The 18,552-nt window shown below is 34.8% G+C and carries 13 protein-coding genes and 1 rRNA gene; 9 read left to right on the plus strand and 5 right to left on the minus strand.

Translation table 11 applies throughout. The annotated features are described in order from the left end of the window. Nucleotides 1-250: 250 nt before the first annotated feature. The 8 genes from J8281_RS17200 (at nt 251) to J8281_RS17235 (ending at nt 10,288) form a co-directional block, all read left to right on the plus strand. A complete protein-coding gene (locus J8281_RS17200) occupies nt 251-865 on the plus strand; it encodes a tRNA (guanine-N1)-methyltransferase (protein ID WP_210198896.1) in 615 nt (204 codons plus the stop codon). Between the two features lie 153 nt (nt 866-1,018). Beyond that, on the plus strand, nt 1,019-1,696 hold the full coding sequence (trmD, locus tag J8281_RS17205; RefSeq protein WP_210198897.1) for a tRNA (guanosine(37)-N1)-methyltransferase TrmD: 678 nt from the start codon (nt 1,019-1,021) through the stop codon (nt 1,694-1,696). A gap of 112 nt (nt 1,697-1,808) precedes the next feature. Next, on the plus strand, nt 1,809-2,159 hold the full coding sequence (rplS, locus tag J8281_RS17210) for a 50S ribosomal protein L19 (protein ID WP_210198898.1): 351 nt from the start codon (nt 1,809-1,811) through the stop codon (nt 2,157-2,159). A gap of 1,176 nt (nt 2,160-3,335) precedes the next feature. Next, nucleotides 3,336-5,561: an NADP-dependent isocitrate dehydrogenase gene (locus J8281_RS17215; protein WP_210198899.1), complete on the plus strand. Its 2,226-nt coding sequence runs from the start codon at nt 3,336-3,338 to the stop codon at nt 5,559-5,561. 418 nt (nt 5,562-5,979) lie between these two features. Continuing rightward, nucleotides 5,980-8,364 carry a TonB-dependent receptor gene (locus J8281_RS17220; RefSeq protein WP_210198900.1) on the plus strand — a complete coding sequence of 795 codons (2,385 nt, stop codon included), beginning with the start codon at nt 5,980-5,982 and terminating at the stop codon, nt 8,362-8,364. 3 nt (nt 8,365-8,367) lie between these two features. Beyond that, on the plus strand, nt 8,368-9,189 hold the full coding sequence (locus tag J8281_RS17225) for a DUF4249 family protein (protein ID WP_210198901.1): 822 nt from the start codon (nt 8,368-8,370) through the stop codon (nt 9,187-9,189). Between the two features lie 54 nt (nt 9,190-9,243). Continuing rightward, nucleotides 9,244-10,059: an N-acetylmuramic acid 6-phosphate etherase gene (gene murQ, locus J8281_RS17230; protein ID WP_210198902.1), complete on the plus strand. Its 816-nt coding sequence runs from the start codon at nt 9,244-9,246 to the stop codon at nt 10,057-10,059. Further along, on the plus strand, nt 10,046-10,288 hold the full coding sequence (locus tag J8281_RS17235) for a DUF6095 family protein (protein ID WP_210198903.1): 243 nt from the start codon (nt 10,046-10,048) through the stop codon (nt 10,286-10,288). Before murQ ends, J8281_RS17235 begins: the two co-directional genes overlap by 14 nt. Nucleotides 10,289-10,338: 50 nt before the next feature. Here J8281_RS17235 and J8281_RS17240 read toward each other — a convergent pair whose 3' ends face one another. After that, nucleotides 10,339-10,848 (minus strand): DinB family protein, encoded by a 510-nt coding sequence (locus J8281_RS17240; protein ID WP_210198904.1) that lies wholly within the window; start codon nt 10,846-10,848, stop codon nt 10,339-10,341. A 603-nt stretch (nt 10,849-11,451) separates the two neighbouring features. Between J8281_RS17240 and J8281_RS17245 the strand changes: the two genes are divergently transcribed. Further along, nucleotides 11,452-12,267: a hypothetical protein gene (locus tag J8281_RS17245; protein ID WP_210198905.1), complete on the plus strand. Its 816-nt coding sequence runs from the start codon at nt 11,452-11,454 to the stop codon at nt 12,265-12,267. A gap of 377 nt (nt 12,268-12,644) precedes the next feature. On the opposite strand, the gene J8281_RS17250 is transcribed toward J8281_RS17245, so the two are convergent. The 4 genes from J8281_RS17250 to rrf form a co-directional block, all read right to left on the minus strand. Then, a complete protein-coding gene (locus J8281_RS17250) occupies nt 12,645-15,665 on the minus strand; it encodes a DNA polymerase III subunit alpha (RefSeq protein WP_210198906.1) in 3,021 nt (1,006 codons plus the stop codon). 11 nt (nt 15,666-15,676) lie between these two features. Further along, entirely contained in the window at nt 15,677-16,897 is a 1,221-nt protein-coding gene (gene dinB / locus J8281_RS17255; RefSeq protein ID WP_210198907.1) for a DNA polymerase IV, read from the minus strand. Between the two features lie 11 nt (nt 16,898-16,908). Further along, on the minus strand, nt 16,909-18,288 hold the full coding sequence (locus J8281_RS17260; RefSeq protein WP_210198908.1) for an exonuclease domain-containing protein: 1,380 nt from the start codon (nt 18,286-18,288) through the stop codon (nt 16,909-16,911). A gap of 174 nt (nt 18,289-18,462) precedes the next feature. Then, nucleotides 18,463-18,552, minus strand: a 5S ribosomal RNA gene (rrf, locus tag J8281_RS17265); the annotation flags it as partial.

Consider the following 18,552-nt stretch of genomic DNA (forward strand, 5'->3'; position numbering starts at 1 on the left):
AGGAAAAATCATACAGTAACACTCCCAAATGCTGTTATGTTTATGCTCTACTACCTTGTATGTAAAGGTTAATACAATATATAATTAGTTAAATAAAGAAGAATAATTACATGAAACGAATAGTAAAAAATTTTAAAAATTTCTTCATCAAAGGGAATGTTTAAAATTTTTAATGTGAGAGCGTAGCGGCTATATACGTTCTCAATTTTTTAATTATTTCGTTTTCACACAATTAAAAATAGTTAAACGTATGAAATTATCGCAGTATCTATTCGTTGTTTTTACACTTTTATCGTTTTTCACAGCATCGTACGCACAAGAGACTGTATCTGTTGAACAAGCATTAAAACAAGAGGAAATAGAAAAACAATTTGATATTGTAATCAAAAAATCAGGAAGGTACCAAGAGTATAAGGTTATCAAGCAAGTTTGGATCAATAAACTAAAGGCTAATGTAAATGATTCCATAAAAAAATTAGAAACCAAAATAACTACCAACAATAAACAAATTGAGGATCAACAAGCTACGATAACCGGTCTCGAAGCCTCTTTGAATAAGACTAATGAAGATTTAGCTTTGGTAACACAACAAAAAGATAACATGAGTTTCTTTGGTGCTTCTGTTACCAAATCAAGCTACAAAACAATTATGTGGATTATCGTTGGAGCACTTTTAGCGCTTCTAGGCTTCTTTATTTACAAATTTAAAAATAGTAATGCCGTTACTATACAAGCAAAAAAGGCATTAGCCGAGACCGAAGATGAATTTGAAGATCATAGAAGAAGATCATTAGAACGCGAGCAAAAAGTTATGCGCAAACTACAAGATGAAATTAATAAACAGCGTAAAGCCGGAGCTAAGTAATACTAAATTTACCTAAATCTTGGTGTACTAAGATTTTTTTAAATTTTTACTATTGAGCTCATCTTGACTTTTTTGATTAAAGTAAAAAAGTCAAGATGAGCTCATTTTCTTTTTGCATCTTTGCACGTATTCTAAGTATTGAAATTGATAGTGATGCGAATCGATATTATTACTGTAGTCCCTGATATGCTAAAAAGCCCTTTTGAAGCTTCTATAATGAAGCGATCTATAGAAAAAGGTCTAGTAGATGTACAATTTCATAATCTGCGAGATTATACGACCAATACCTACAAGCAAGTAGATGACTACCAATTTGGTGGAGGTGCCGGTATGGTCATGATGATAGAGCCTATAGACAAATGTATTAGTAAACTTACTTCAGAAAGAGATTATGACGAGATTATCTATATGACTCCAGACGGCGAGACCTTACATCAGGGTATGGCTAATCAACTGTCTTTAAAAAATAATGTGATACTCTTGTGCGGACATTACAAAGGGGTCGATCAACGAGTTAGAGATCAATTTATAACTAAAGAAATATCGATAGGTGACTATGTTTTGTCTGGGGGCGAATTAGGCGCTTTGATCCTATGTGATGCCATTATACGACTTATTCCCGGAGTTCTGGGCAATGAAACCTCTGCACTTACCGATTCTTTTCAAGATAACCTATTAGCCCCCCCAATCTATACGAGGCCAGCAAATTATAAAGGCTGGAAAGTTCCTGAAGTACTCACCTCTGGTAATTTTCCTAAAATTGAGACATGGAGAGAAGAACAAGCGTATTTGCGAACTAAAGAAAGAAGACCTGATCTTTTAAAAGATTAAGTTCAAAACACTTGCGTGTAATCAAATTATCTTTATTTTTGCAATCTGATTAAAATAACCTCTGGCGAAAATCGTGAATGTTGTTTTGACAAAACCTAAGAAACTTTATAAAATGGAAGATTTAGTAAAATTCGTACAAAACGAATTTGTTACCAAAAAAGAAATGCCAGAGTTCTCTGCCGGTGATACAATCACGGTGTATTATGAGATTAAAGAAGGAAATAAAACACGTACACAGTTCTTTAGAGGAGTGGTTATTCAAAGAAGAGGATCTGGTACTACTGAGACATTTACGATCAGAAAAATGTCTGGTACTATAGGAGTAGAACGTATTTTTCCACTTAATTTACCTGCGCTTCAAAAAATCGAAGTTAATAAAAGAGGTAAGGTACGTAGAGCACGTATATTTTACTTTAGAGAGCTTACAGGTAAAAAAGCACGTATTAAAGAAAAAAGAAATTAATACATTACAGTATACTTTAATAAAAAGCTGCAAAAATGCAGCTTTTTTTATGAACAAAAGTTGATAAACTAGGTTCATAACCTTTTGATAACTAATATAATAACAAACCATTACTTCGATACTATTTTTCATTATCTTTAAATAAGAAATTACAAAATATATGAGATGACAAAAGGATTCCTAAATTTTGTAATAGCTACAAAACGTTCTTTGAACAACATACGCCATTTTAAAGTTGAAATAAATATAAGATGAAAGTTATTTTTTTGAGTACATCGTTGAAATCAATTTAAGGGCTTTACTTTGAAGTAATTTCAAAATGAAATTCAAAAGAAAAAATTAAGTTTTGACACCTTTTTAACTGTATAAAATGGTATTTGGACTACTATTGTGAGATCTGTAGAATGATTATAGTTATTGATCATGTATACAGAAATCGTTATTAGTCCTTTGCATAGCCGCAATTTATAAGTATGATTATGTCTATAATTTGTGACTATCACGAATTGAAAATGATGATCGTAGTATGATATAAAAACGAAAGTTTTTATGTAACAGCGAATAAAACAGCTATTATACAACCGAAGCATTTTCAATGAAGCCATATCAAGATATATGTATTTTGATATGGCTTTTTCTTTTATTTCTAGAACCAAACTCCTATCCGCTTTAGTCATTACATGCTAGGTCGAAAGATTATTTTTAGATTTAATAACCAGGTCTCGACTGCATTCGACCAGACTGGCGAAAGTAAACGAATACTAAGGTATGTTAAGACGTAATACCTGCCTACCTTTTTTTAAATACAATGGCAGGCCGGGATTTTATAATGCATAAACCGGGGTTTAACCTTAAAAATAACTTTGCTTCTTATTAACCCTCTAACTTTTAAAACCTATTCACATCAAGATACGTAAATAATTATAACTTCAAATTGAACTCATCTCAAAACTTATCCCATAGAGGTTGCATTTACATGAGTAGATTTGTATCTTCGCGCACGGAAAATCTCAAGGTATACTATCCTTTCTAAGTAATTGACAAAAAATCAAATACTACTGTTTACTTTGGGAAATTTAAACGACTAATATTTCCTTAAAAAATTTGACTAATATTTAGGTATCTAAAGCCTGAGTCGTACGTAAATAATGATATCTAGATAAAAAAATCAGTACTATGGGAGTTAATACCTCAAAAATTGTTTATACAAAAACCGATGAAGCACCTGCTTTAGCAACCTACTCTTTTCTACCTTTGGTTAAAAGATTCACCAGGGCTGCGAATATTGATATTGAGACTAAAGACATTTCGCTGGCCGCTAGGATACTTGCAAATTTTCCAGACTATTTGAACGATAAACAAAAACAGGCAGATGCTCTAGCAGAGCTTGGTAAACTTGCACAACAACCAGAGGCCAATATTATTAAACTTCCAAATATTAGTGCTTCAATTCCTCAATTAAAAGCAGCAATAGCAGAATTGCAGCTTCAAGGATATAACTTACCAGATTACCCTGAAGAACCCCAGAGTGAAACTGAAAAAGAAATTAAAAATAGATACGACAAAATTAAAGGTAGTGCAGTAAACCCAGTTCTTAGAGAAGGAAATTCTGATCGTAGAGCTCCGAAACCAGTAAAGCAGTACGCGAGAAAAAACCCTCACACTATGGGAGATTGGAATGCAAATTCTAAAACTCATGTAGCTACTATGTCGAGTGGAGACTTTAGGTCAAACGAGAAATCGGTGACTCTTTCTGAAGCGGGTAACGTTTCGATTGAGTTTCTTGATGCTAACAATACTACAAAAACCCTAAAAGAAAATATCGCCCTTCTTAAAGGAGAAATTATCGACGCTACGGTAATGAGTAAAAAAGCACTTATTGCTTTTCTCGAAGAGCAGATCGCAGATGCAAAAGCAGAAAATGTATTGTTTTCATTGCATATGAAAGCTACGATGATGAAAGTATCTGACCCGATTATTTTTGGTCATGCCGTAGAAGTTTTTTTTAAAGATGTTTTCGAAAAACACGAAGCAGTATTAGATGAAATCGGTGTAGAAGTTAATAACGGGTTTGGAGATCTAATTCACAAGCTTAAAAAATTACCTGATGCCAAAAGAGAAGAAATTAAAGCCGATATAGCGGCTTGCTATGAGAAAGGCCCTAAGTTGGCCATGGTTAATTCTGATCAGGGAATTACAAACCTTCATGTACCTAGTGATGTAATTATTGATGCATCTATGCCTGCTATGATACGAAATTCTGGTCAAATGTGGAATGCCGAGGGGGATACTCAAGATACTAAAGCCGTTATTCCAGACAGTAGCTACGCAGGTATCTATCAGGAAACCATAGATTTCTGTAAAGAACACGGTGCCTTCGATCCTACAACCATGGGAACCGTACCTAATGTTGGACTAATGGCTCAAAAAGCAGAAGAATACGGATCGCATGACAAGACTTTTGAAATAGAGAACAATGGTACTGTACGCGTAGTTAATGATCAGGGCACAATATTAATAGCGCATAATGTAGAAAAAGGTGACATTTGGCGCATGTGTCAGACTAAAGATGCTCCTATCAAAGATTGGGTCAAATTAGCAGTAAACCGTGCCAGAGCTACAAATACACCTGCAATTTTTTGGTTAGACCAAAATAGGGCTCACGATGCCGAATTAATTAAAAAAATAAATACTTATTTACCAGAGCACGATACTAGTGAACTGGATATACGAATTATGTCTCCTGTAGAAGCTACACGTTTTTCTCTTGAAAGAATAAAGGAAGGGAAAGATACTATTTCTGTAACAGGTAATGTGCTACGTGATTACAATACCGACCTCTTCCCTATCTTAGAATTGGGTACTAGTGCCAAAATGCTTTCTATTGTACCTCTAATGAATGGTGGTGGTCTTTTTGAAACAGGAGCAGGTGGTTCTGCTCCCAAACATGTGCAACAATTTAACAAAGAAGGTCACCTGCGATGGGATTCATTAGGAGAATTTTTGGCCCTGGCTGTTTCACTAGAGCATCTTGGTGAAAAACACAAGAATACCAAAGCCTTAATTATTGCCGAAGCTTTGGATCAAGCCACTATAAAATTTTTGGATAACAAAAAATCTCCTTCCAGAAAGGTCAATGAACTCGACAATAGAGGAAGTCATTTTTATCTGGCTTTATACTGGGCTCAGGCACTTGCAGAACAAACAAAAGATACCGAATTGCAAAAAGAGTTTTCTCATATTGCTCAACAATTAGCCGATAACGAATCCAAGATTATTACCGAATTAAATAACGCCCAAGGTAACCCAGTAGACATGGGTGGATATTATTGGCCCAATGTTGATAAAGTATCCAAAGCAATGCGACCCAGCGAAACATTAAATCATATTATTACTACATAATAATAATAATAATAATAGCGAAAAAAGACTGTCTTGAAAGCTGTTATTTCAAAATAGATTGATAAAATCTAATGAACTCCCCCAAAGACTCTGTCTTTGGGGTATTTTTTGTGCACCAAAATTGAATTCTTTACTAATAACGCATTTCAGCATTAGAAGTTTTTTAATAATTTAATAACACCAGCCTATTGTAATAGTCGTTACTTTTGGTCGTCATTATAATTGGATAAAATTAAAATGGACAATGGGCGTTATGTAGTAATAGAAATGATGAGAGAAAAAACATTCGTTTTAGCTTACATCCAAATGAACTCATCTTTACTTTTTCTTTTTGTCTGAAAATATGATGAAATTAAATGCAATGAGTTCAATATCTAGTACAACCTAAAAGTATTTTTATAAACTAAATTTTTTTCTTTTGACAAAGTACACCCTCATTAGCTTCTTCATCTCATGTTTATTACAAATTTCACTCTCGGCACAAGAAAAATATACACTAAGCGGAACGATTTCAGAAAAATCCAGTAATGAAACCCTAATAGGTGTGACTATTCTTTTTCCAGAAATTGGAAAAGGAGTAGTGACCAACGAATACGGTTTTTATTCTATAACCTTACCCCAAGGATCCTACAAACTCCAGGTAAGCTATTTAGGGTTTAATGATATTATACAAAATGTCGATTTAAACGGAGATAAAAAAATCAATTTTCAGTTGATCGAAGCTTCAGAAATGCTCGATGAAGTAATTATTACCGAGAAAGTAGAACAGATAAATATCAAAACACCACAGATGAGTCTTAACAAACTCTCTGCAGGAACTATCAAGCAAATTCCGGTAGTTTTAGGTGAAGCCGACGTTATTAAATCCATTGTTCTGTTACCCGGTGTTACAAGTGGTGGCGAAGGGGCATCAGGTTTTAATGTTCGTGGCGGTGCTGCAGACCAAAATTTAATTTTATTAGATGAAGCTACCATCTTTAACTCCTCCCATTTGTTTGGGTTCTTCTCTGTTTTTAACCCAGATGCCATTAAAGATATTAAATTATACAAAGGTGGGATCCCTGCTCGATATGGTGGTAGAGTATCTTCAGTGTTAGATATTTATCAAAAAGAAGGAAATAGTAAAAAATTTAAAATGACCGGTGGTTTGGGAGCGGTTGCCAGTAGACTCCTTGCCGAAGGGCCCATAAAAAAAGATAGGGGGGCATTTCTTGTAGGGGGTAGAGCCTCGTATGCACATTTGTTTCTTCCGTTAGTAGATGAAGGAAACGACAATGTGGCTTATTTTTACGATTTAAATACAAAGCTCAATTATAAATTAAATGAAAATAATAGCTTGTTTATTTCTGGATATTTTGGACGTGATGTTTTTAGTGTTGCAGATAGTTTTGTAAACACTTACGGTAATTCGGTAGTTAATTTAAGATGGAACCATCTGTTTTCTGATCGGTTGTTTTCTAATCTTTCGTTGATCTATTCTGACTATTATTACGGATTAGAACTCGATTTTGTTGGTTTTGAATGGGACTCTGGAATTAGAAACTTTAATATTAAGTATGATTTGAAGCATTATATAAGTGACAATTTTCAGCTCAATTATGGGATCAACAATATCTACTTCAAGTTCAATCCCGGTGAAATACGACCTAATAGTGATGACTCTGGTATCACCCGAGAAAAACTTACCGATAAATATGCCAATGAGTTTGGGGCATATGTAGAAGCAGAACATAAAATATCGAATAATTTAACGGTACAATATGGCCTAAGACTAAGTAATTTTATAAGATTAGGTCAAGACGAATTAAATGTATACGAAGATGATAATCCTTTACTGTTTAATGAAGAACTCCAGATCTATGAGTCTGCCGAACCGATAGCTACTGAAACTTTTGATAGAAGCGACCAGATAGAGACATTTACCAATATCGAACCAAGAATTGCCCTTGCCTATGCTTTTAATGATAATACCTCTATAAAGGCAAGTTACAATAGAATGGCACAATACCTGCATCTTTTATCAAACACTAACTCTCCTACCCCACTAGATGTATGGGCCCCAAGTGGTAAGTACATAAAACCTCAATTGCTTAATCAATATGCGTTAGGGTATTTCAAAAGTATTAAAGACGGAGCATATTCATTAGAAACCGAAATTTTTTATAAGGATATTGAAAATCGCATCGATTATATAGACGGCGCAGATTTGATTGCTAATAATGCGATAGAGCAAGATATTCTTAATGGAGAGGCTCGAGCATATGGTTTAGAGTTGCTATTTCGAAAAAACGAAGGAAAATTTAAAGGTTGGTTGGCCTATACCTTGTCTAGATCAGAGCAACGTACACCCGGCCGTACTGCACAAGAACCAGGAATTAATAATAACGAATGGTACAATACTCCTTTTGATAAAACACACGACATATCTTTTAACGGCTCTTATGAGCTCAATAAAAAATGGAGATTTGGTGCTAATTTTGTGTTTCAAACCGGGCAACCCACAAACTATCCCTCAGGACAGTTCGAATACCAAGGACTTGTAGTACCTGTTTTTGATGGATCGAGAAATAGTGAACGTCTACCTGCATACCATAGAATTGACCTTTCAGCAACCTTAACGCCACAAAAGAATAAAACTCGAAAATGGCAAGGTGAATGGGTCTTCAGTATTTATAATTTGTACAATCGTAGAAATGCGGCTTCAATTAACTTCACCAGAAACGAAGAAACGTTTAGAAATGAAGCGATAAGAACTTCTATATTTGGAGTAATTCCTGCAGTAACCTACAACTTTAAATTTTAGACGATGAATATAAGACTTTATATACTATTGCTTACTATCTTTTGCATAAGTTGCGAGGATGTTATCGAAGTAGATGTACCCACAGGAGCACCTCGATTGGTGATCGATGCTTCTTTTGAATATTATCAAAATGAAAATCCGGTAAACGTAGAAGGCGGAATACGATTAACATTATCTGCCCCGTTTTTCGATGATCAGATTCCTACTGTAAGCGATGCCACCGTATTTATAACCAATACTACAGACAATTCTGTTATTAACTTTTCAGAATCAGGCACACCAGGTTTTTTTACACCTGATTCGGGAGAGTTCATTCCCGAGTTCAATACCGATTATCAGCTAACGGTTATTTACGACAGTGAAACCTACATTGGTACAACACAACTTATACCCTCGGTACCTATCGATAATGTAATTCAAGGTGATGGTACCTTGTTTGAGGGTGATGAAACCGAGATTATTATTTTCTTTACCGATGATGGAAATCGTGATGATTTTTACCTTTTTGATTTTGATTTTAACCTCTTTTTCCCAAGTGAAGATCGTTTTTACCAAGGTCAGGCATTTAATTTTTCATATTTTTATGAAGAAATGGTGGCAGGAGAGGATGTAACCATCAAAATTCTCGGGATAGATAAACGCTATTTTGAATATTCAGACTTACTTATAGAGCAAAGTGAACAGGAAGGAGGGAATCCTTTTCAGTCGCCTCCTGCCGTATTAAGAGGTAACATGGTGAATACTTCAAACCCGGATAATTATCCTCTGGGCTATTTTAACCTATCGGAAGCAAATCGATTCGAGTTTCGTATTGAAGAACGATAGTATTTCAAACTGAAAGTCATCATAACTTCCACTTAAAATAAGTATTTTTGAAGTATGAAGTTTACTAAAACTACCGAACAGGCTTCAAAATTTGATCATTTAGATCAAATGACAGTCAATGAGTTGCTTATTCATATAAATAATGAAGACAAAACTGTTCCTTTGGCTGTCGAAAAATCAGTTCCGCAAATTGAAGCGTTAACCACCAAAATTGTACAAAAACTAAAAAACGGAGGTAGGCTTTTTTATATAGGAGCAGGAACAAGTGGTCGACTAGGTATTGTGGATGCCAGCGAATGCCCACCTACCTTTGGAGTTTCCCATGATTTGGTTGTAGGTATTATAGCTGGTGGTGATACCGCTATTCGAAAAGCAGTAGAATTTGCTGAAGATAGTACAACGCAAGGATGGAAAGATTTGAGCCATCATCAGATAACTGAAAATGATATCGTTGTTGGCATCGCAGCATCAGGGACCACACCTTATGTTATTGGTGCTCTTAAAACGTGTAACCAAAATAATATTAGTACCGGTTGTATTACTTGTAATGAAGGAAGTCCATTAGCAAAAACAGCTCAATTTCCTGTAGTGGTAAACGTTGGCCCCGAATTTGTAACAGGTAGTTCTCGTATGAAGGCAGGAACAGCTCAAAAATTAGTATTGAATATGCTATCTACAGCGACTATGATTCAATTAGGTAGGGTAAAAGGCAATAAAATGGTCGACATGCAACTTAGCAACAACAAATTGGTTGATCGCGGGATTAGAATGTTGATGGAAGAATTAACTATTAGTAAAGAAAAAGCAACTATGCTTCTAGAAGAGTATGGTAGCGTTCGTAATGCAATAGATCATTATGGAACCCAATAGAACCAATAAAGAACTATTAGGTAAAGGTATTCAACGAATGGCTATTGCCCTTATTTTCATGTTTATAGGCCCTGTAATTATACACTCTGCATTTAAAAACCAGGAGCACCCCCTGTACATTCCTATCCTAATAGTCGGTTTATCGGGTGCGGCATTTGCTATCTTCATGGCATTTAAAGGTATACGTACAATTATGGATGCGCTGTTTGGAAAAAAAAATAAAGGGTAGCATAACATCATAGTATAAAACCGATTCGTACTCTGAAGATAAAACCAGCATCAAATACCTTCTCGCTTATGTATAGGTGAGGTAGGGTTGTAACCAAATCCTGGAATTTCGATCGCTACATTAAGATGATAGAGAATATACCCAATAGTTGCATAATGATGAATGGTATGACTATTCGCATGAGCCAATATACTTTCTAGCGTATAAGCTACCGTTATTTTGCCCTGTCCCATATCGTCTGTCACATGAATCAAATAATTAGTATTCGCATCGATATAAGAAGTTAGCAACATTTGCAAATCCAATATACGGTTTTTAGCCTCCTCTTTATCTGTAGCAATCAATTCATTACGCTTTCGCTTGGTTAAATCAATACTATTAGAATCCAAGCCACAAGTAATACAATCAAAAAAATCTAACGTATGCCTTATATGAGAACCTATACTAGAGTAGTAAGGTCCCGTTGATGTATCTTGATAAGTTTTACTATCTATAATGTCCAACAAAGTAATTGCATTGTTAAGATTATGGTTAATAGAAGATATAAGAAATTGGTTCATGTGTATAATATTCATTATTTTTTGCGGTCATACTTCAACCCAATGGTTATGACTCATTTCATACGTTTAAATCTTTTTAATTGTTTGAAAACGAAATAATTAAAAAATTGAAAACGTATGTAACCGCTACGCTCTCACATTAAAAATTTTAAATACTCCCTTCGGTGAAGAAATTTTTAAAATTTGTTACTATTTGTTTCATAAAAAGTATAGACGTAAGACACATAGTAAACTTACATCATACTTATTAATATCACAAACGTAGCTGTCAACCATTTTTATATGTCTATTATTTGTTTCGATTTTTTAATCAATTTGAGCGCTATCAAGAATTAAAAGGTCTCTATCCATCAAAAGAGTACTTTTTCTATTTCTTTTTACTGTTTCATCAAAATATAAATCAATTGTTATCGTTCTAGAGTGAGTTTTGATAATACGATATCTTTTACCTTGAAAGACAGTAGGATAAGTATCACCAAAACTACGGTTAACCCATAAATAATAAGATAAAATACGTATTTTATCGATTAATGACATTTTTTCTTGGATAGTACATAAAAAATATTGTATTATTGTATTGTGATTTAAAAGCCCCATGTTCGTATGAAAAAAATAGCAATCATTTTATTTTTATCTTGTTTGATCCATAAAATCGATGCTCAAAATGTATATGATGATGCCTTGACCGCGGCTAGCTATGCGTATTCGCATAGTAAAAAAGCACACGGAGCAAATAATGTATATCATACTCAGGAATATGCTGATAAAGCTATAGAAGCATTTGAAAAAGTAGAAAACTTAGCTGTTCAATGCAATTGTAAAAAAGCGAACGAAACAGCTTATCAAGCTAGAATCGACATGCAAAGTTCTCTTGAACAAGACACCTATGAAAGAAGTCGATTTTTTGCAAAACGCGCTAAAGAATTAGGGTCAAAACTACTAGAAGAATTAACCTATTGCCAGGCAAACGTTGGTAATACCGCTTATGCAGAAGAATCATATGAAGAAGAAAACGAAATTGCACAAATTAGTGAAGAGGTATCCAACAAGCAAAAAGAATTAGAAGAAAAAAGACGGCAGTTGGAAATTGAACAAAAAGAACTAGAACGACAAATCGCAGCGCAAAATAGACAAAAAGCAGAATTTGAAGCCAGACGTGCAGCTGAATTAAAAGAGCAAACACTTATAAAATCAAAAGCCGAAAACGCGCTTAAAAAATTAGAAAGTGCATTACAAGAATTGAGTACAGTACTTAATGATGAATCTACCTTTGAAGCACAAGCAGATTATTTAAGAAGCGAAAGTGATTTGAAGAATGAAACACTCGACGATACAAAGACCTTCTATGTAAATAGAGCCAAAGAACTTACACAAACTGCGATGCAACAGTTTGTAGGTTTTGATATGGTCGAAAACTAATACAACGCTAAATTTTATTTTGAGCCCCAAAATAAAATTTTTTCGAGAAAGGCTGTCTAGAAGTTAGGCAGTCTTTTTTATATAAAAATAGTTTTAACCCAGATTATGTATTATAAAATCTATTACGGGTTAAACATATACGTTTAACGGAACTGGTTTAAACTTTTACATTTTTCATTTAAATTTTACATTCTTTTCAGATTTCTATTATTTAGCATTTGAATATCCGCTATACATCATAAAATTAACTTTAATGTCTGGTCGAACACAGTCGAGACCTGATTTAGAGCTAGTTGAATTTACTAACCTCTCGACTGCGCTTGAAGAGGAGGCAGTGCGATATGATTGATTACGGATATTCATTTTTAGTATTTTTATTACAGTATCCTTAACGACTTTTTTTGACCTTCTGAAAGCTCTTTTCTATTGTATGTGGTATCAAACCTAGGGTCTGAAATATAAGGCATTCGTTCTTGTTTAATAACTTCAATACTTAAAAAATCAAACTCTGACACTACTTTTCCCGTAATGCGATAGATTCCTTTTCCTCTAAAAGGGTATTTCTTGGCAACCGGGGGAAAATGTACCGTATCAATCCAACCCCCTTTTTGATCTAAAAATGTTCCAAAAAGCATACGATCTCCTTTAAAAGTTTTTGTGTTTTTTGCTACCACCAGATACCCGTAAATCACAACAACCTTATTGAGATAACGTTTTATATCAGCATTTGATAGCATACTTGTTGGTGGAGTTCTCAACAAAATAAATGGATCATAAAGTGTAAAATTCAATAATTCTAGTTGGTCAAAAGCATTTTCGAGAGCTGTGATGGTAAACTCTGGCAACGCAAACTGTTTGGTATGTATCCTAAAAAGTTGCTGCTGAGATTCACTAGCGTCATAATGATTACATTTATAATGCGCTTCCCATAATAAACTTCGCTTGTCCTTCCCTAAACTTCTAAAAACATCTATACGAATTAGAATATCTAATTGTTCGATAGAAAGTTGTACGCGTTCCATAAAATCATCAAAAGAAAGAAACAACCCTTCTGCTCTGGCATTTAGAATTTTTATCATAGTTCGCTTTTCTAGCCCTTGTAAGTGCTGAAAACCCAGGTAAATTTCTTTTTTATTAATTGTAGATACTATCGAACTAGTATTTATGCAAGGTGCATGAACTACCGCCCCATTCATTCGCGCTTCATGGATATACGTTTCGACACTGTAAAATCCTCCACCATTATTAATAGTAGCTACCATATACTCTAAAGGAAAATAACATTTCAAGTATAAACTTTGGTAAGACTCTACAGCGTATGAAGCAGAGTGTCCTTTTGCAAAAGCATATCCTGCAAAACTTTCTATTTGTCGCCATACTTCAAAAATCACAGCATCGGTTTCTCCTTTTTTACGGCAATTGCTGATAAATTTATCTTTTACAGCTAGAAATTCTTCTCGAGATCGATATTTACCACTCATTCCGCGTCGTAGCACATCGGCTTCTCCCAGATCAAGTCCTGCATAATAATGAGCTACTTTAATCACATCTTCTTGATATACCATAACTCCGTAGGTGTCGGGCATAATATTCAAAAGTACCGGGTGAGCTTTTTCTATTCTCTCAGGATTTTTATGTCGTAAAATATATTCGCGCATCATACCGCTTTTTGCAACACCTGGGCGTATAATAGAACTGGCAGCTACCAGCGTGAGATATTCGCGTACTCCTAACTTTTTTAGCAGCATACGCATTGCAGGAGATTCTACATAGAAACAACCAATACATTCAGCCTTTTCTATCATGGCATTAATCTTGGGGTCAACAAAAAATTGTTTTGCATCATGAATATCTGGTAAGACAATTCCGGGATGATTTTGCTTAACAATGGTAATGGTATCTTTTATTTTTCCGAGTCCGCGTTGTCCTAGAATATCAAATTTATAAAGCCCTACATCTTCAGCAACATGCATATCAAACTGAACTGTTGGAAATCCTTTAGGAGGCAAATGGGTAGCCGAAAAATAATGAATAGGTTGCTCTGAAATAAGAATCCCGCCCGCATGAATACTAATATAATTTGGCTTTCCGTGTAAATAACCCGCATATTGAATGACTAGTTTTGAAAGTTTATCTAATTTTTCAGGAGTATACTTTCCACCACTTAGTTTATCTATTTCATGCTTAGGTAGCCCAAAAACTTTTCCTAACTCTCTTACAGCACCACTGTGTTTAAAGGTTACGTAAGCTCCTAGCAAAGCTACTTGTTTATTGCTTCCAAAAGTTTCAAAGATAAAACGAGTAACATCTTCTCTATCCCAGCTAGAAAAATCAATATCAAAATCCGGTGGGCTAGCTCGATATAAATTCATAAATCGTTCAAAATACAAATCCAGTTCTATTGGATCTACATCGGTAATTTCTAACAAAAATGCTACAATACTATTGGCGCCGCTCCCACGCCCTACATGATAGTAATCTTTAGATTTTGCATATTGAACGATTCTCCAGTTAATCAAAAAAAAGCTTACAAAGTCCTGTTGTTTAATTAGTGAAAGCTCCTTCTTTAAGCGCTGGCGTATATCATGAGTTATCGGCTTATAACGCTTTGGTAAGTTTGCTTCGCAAAGGTGAACCAATTTTTGATAATCTTCTTCTGCATTTCCAAATACTGTTTTCAAATTTTGATTCTCTCTGTCTTTCGAAAAATTAAACCGTATGTTACACTTTGAGAGTAGCTCCTTCGTATTTTTAACGATATGAGGATATTCTTCAAAGGTCTTTTCGATATCTGTTATAGCGTACATCCTATGCTCAGGCATGCCTTGTTGTGATTCTGGTAATTTACTCAAGAGCATATTCTTATCTATAGCTCTTAATAAACGATGCGTATTGAAATCGCGTTTATTTCGAAAAGTCACCGAATGTAAAGCCACTAACTTATCAGTAAACTCACTCAATTTAGAAAAGCGCAGTTTATGAATATCTGCGATACCAACACCTATAAATTCATGAGCGAGAAAACTTGTTTTTTCTAAGGTCTGTAACTTCTCAAAAGGATAAATAATACTACTGTGATCAAATGAGGGTGCCTGATCAGGAAACTCTTTTTCGGCATGCAAATGTTTGGAGAGAAATCGATTTAATTCTAAAAAACCATAGTTATTTTTAGCAAGACCAACATAACACTGTTGAACATCGTTACGAAAATCGATACCTACAATAGGCTTTATTCCAAATGAAGGTGCTTTTCGAATAAAATTCAAGCAAGCAGAAGTAGTGTTGATATCAGTTAAAGACAATTGATCACAACCGTTTTGCTGAGCAATTTCTAATAATTCGGTTTCAGACATAGTTCCATATCGAAGACTGTAATATGAGTGGTTATTTAGATACATAATGACAGGATTTATTGGGTTCTATGTGCCAAAACTATGGGAGGTTCACCATTAAACGGGTTTGTAAAATTACCAATAGTACGCGCCCCTACTCCCATTGTAGCAGCTCGCATAATACTACGATCCCCATAACGATTACGTATATCATCCATGGCTTTATAAAGATTAATTGTTTTTTTTTCGTCATCAAATAAGTTGATTTGATAGGTTCCTGATGTTAAGCCACTATATCTAACACCTACAAGACGAATTAACAGCCTTCTACTGAATAAATTTTCAAAAAGATCTGTCACTACGGGTATCAAATGATGATCTGCCGATGTGTAAGGGATTTTTACTTGTTTGGAGTACGTTTGAAAATCAGAATAGCGAATTTTAACCGTTACACAAGAAGTAAGTTTTCCTCCTCTTCTTAGTTGAAAAGCTAAATTCTCTGCCATAGCGATAATAGTAGTTTTAAGCGTATGAACATTTGTAGTATCTTGACCATAAGTACGCTCACTAGAAATAGATTTGCGCTCGTGATACGCTACAATAGGGGTATGATCAATACCATTAGCGCGGTGCCATATAATCTGACCGTTTTTTCCAAAAACAGATGTCATCATTTCTATAGGCATTTGTTGTACGGTGTGAACGTTTTTTATTCCCATATTACAGAAAGTGCGATATGTTTTCTCGCCAACCATCGGTATTTTTTTGATAGATAGCGGTGCCAGAAATGCTTTCTCATAACCTGTATCGACCTTAAGTCGATTATTAGGCTTAGCTTCGTTTGTAGCTACTTTGGAAACCGTCTTGTTTACTGAAAGCCCAAAAGAAATGGGTAATCCTGCCTCGCGCTTAATTTTATCCCGCAATTCTGAAGCAAATTTAAAACATCCAAAAAAACGATCCATTCCTGTAAGATCTGCATAAAACTCATCTACACTAGATTTTTCTAAAACAGGTACCTCGCTTTGTAATATTTCAGTTACTTGTTTTGAAAATTTTGTGTATGTTCCTGCATTGCCTCGTATATAAATAGCACCAGGGCAAAGTTGCCTAGCCATTTTCATGGGCATTCCAGAGTGTACCCCATATGCTCTGGTTTCATAACTGGCTGCGCTCACCACTCCGCGATCTCCAGTCCCCCCAACAATAACAGGCTTATTATTTAGTCTACTGTCTAAGAGGCGTTCGCAGGATACAAAAAAAGTATCCAGATCGAAGTGTACAATTGTAGTATTCATATGTATTCCCTTTACTTATATATAACATTGTTTTCCCCGTGTTTACGTAAATACCCCTTGATAATCTTTGTAGTATGATATGTGTGTTTTTGTAGCTTCAGATATGTTTCAAAATCATCGAAATGCAATACCTGCTCTGATTGATGAACGTAGCCGAATCCTTTATAAATTCCATTTTGTATCATAATAAAACTATGTTCATCTATAGCTCTACCTTTTTCCCTTATGAGGTAGGATTCTTTTTGTTTTTCTAGAGATAATAATGCCTGTTGTACTCTCATATTATAGAGTGCTACCGATTCTTTATCGCAGCATATTCCTTTACAGTTTTTGATACGGTAATGAGAGCAGCGTTCTGAAGTACTTTGTAAGCTACAGTATCGCGGACACAACTGATATTCAAAACACAACCGTTCTAATTGCTCTATAGCATCAGACCGTTTGTAAAAAACCTCTAAAGAATCATGTATATTTTTTGACCTGTCAGTTGCAAGTTGTATCACTCCTTTTCTATTCGTATACTGTATAATTCGATAGGGAGCTATTGGCTTTTTTTGAGCGCTATTATATTTTGGATAATACTGCTGAATTTTTTCTGCCTCTACTAACAAAGCTATAAGTTCACTACCTGTGATTTCGTAATCTATGGTATGCGTATCCTGACCCAATGCATATTCTTTATTCTTTTTATCATAAAAATGACTAATCACTCGTTGTTTTATGTTTTTTGCTTTGCCTACATAAATGACTTTTCCTTTTTTGTCTTTAAATAAATAGATTCCTGTTTCTTCCGGAAGTGAGTTAATAGCATTCGCCTCGAGATGAGGAGGAAGAGTTGCCTCTTTAGAGCGTGCGTTTAAAAAAGAGTTTATAATTTCAAACGCTGGATCTAGTTGTAAAATCTTTTGAAACAGAATTACTGTAGCATCAGTATCACCCTCGGCACGGTGTCGATCAACTAACGGAATATTAAGAGACGAACAAAGCCTACCTAAGCTATAAGAATACAATCCTGGTATTAGTTTTCTGCAAAGGCGCACCGTGCACAATTTTCTACGGGTAAAAGTATATCCCAGATCTTTAAATTCTCCCCGAATTACGTTGTAATCAAAATTAACATTATGAGCGACAAAAATAGCTCCTGTGGTAAGCTCTATGATATGCTCTGCAATCTCATAAAATTTGGGTGCATCTCTAACCATATCATTATCGATACCCGTAAGCCCTGTAATAAATGGTGGAATATTTTGTTCTGGATTAACTAAAGAAGTGAATTTGTCGAGAACTTTACCGTTTTTCAAAATTACAATACAAATTTCTGTAATGCGATTACCCCGGATACCTTTTCCGGTAGTTTCAACATCGATAACAGCATATAATTGATTTTGCATTATACTTTTATTAAGAACTACAAAACTAATAAAAAAAATGGATTTATGGAATAATTCCTAAATATCGGAATTATTCCATAAATCCATTGTACTAAAGTAAACTACCTCGAGGGTATATACCCTTTGAAGATACTAAAATAAAAAACCCTTCATAGTTGTATGAAGGGTTTTCAAGGAAGGCGGTGACCTACTCTCCCACGGATTGCAGTACCATTGGCGCTAACGGGCTTAACTACTCTGTTCGGAATGGTAAGAGGTGAGCCC

It is taken from the genome of Aquimarina sp. U1-2, assembly GCF_017897595.1.
Classification (GTDB): Bacteria; Bacteroidota; Bacteroidia; order Flavobacteriales; family Flavobacteriaceae; genus Aquimarina.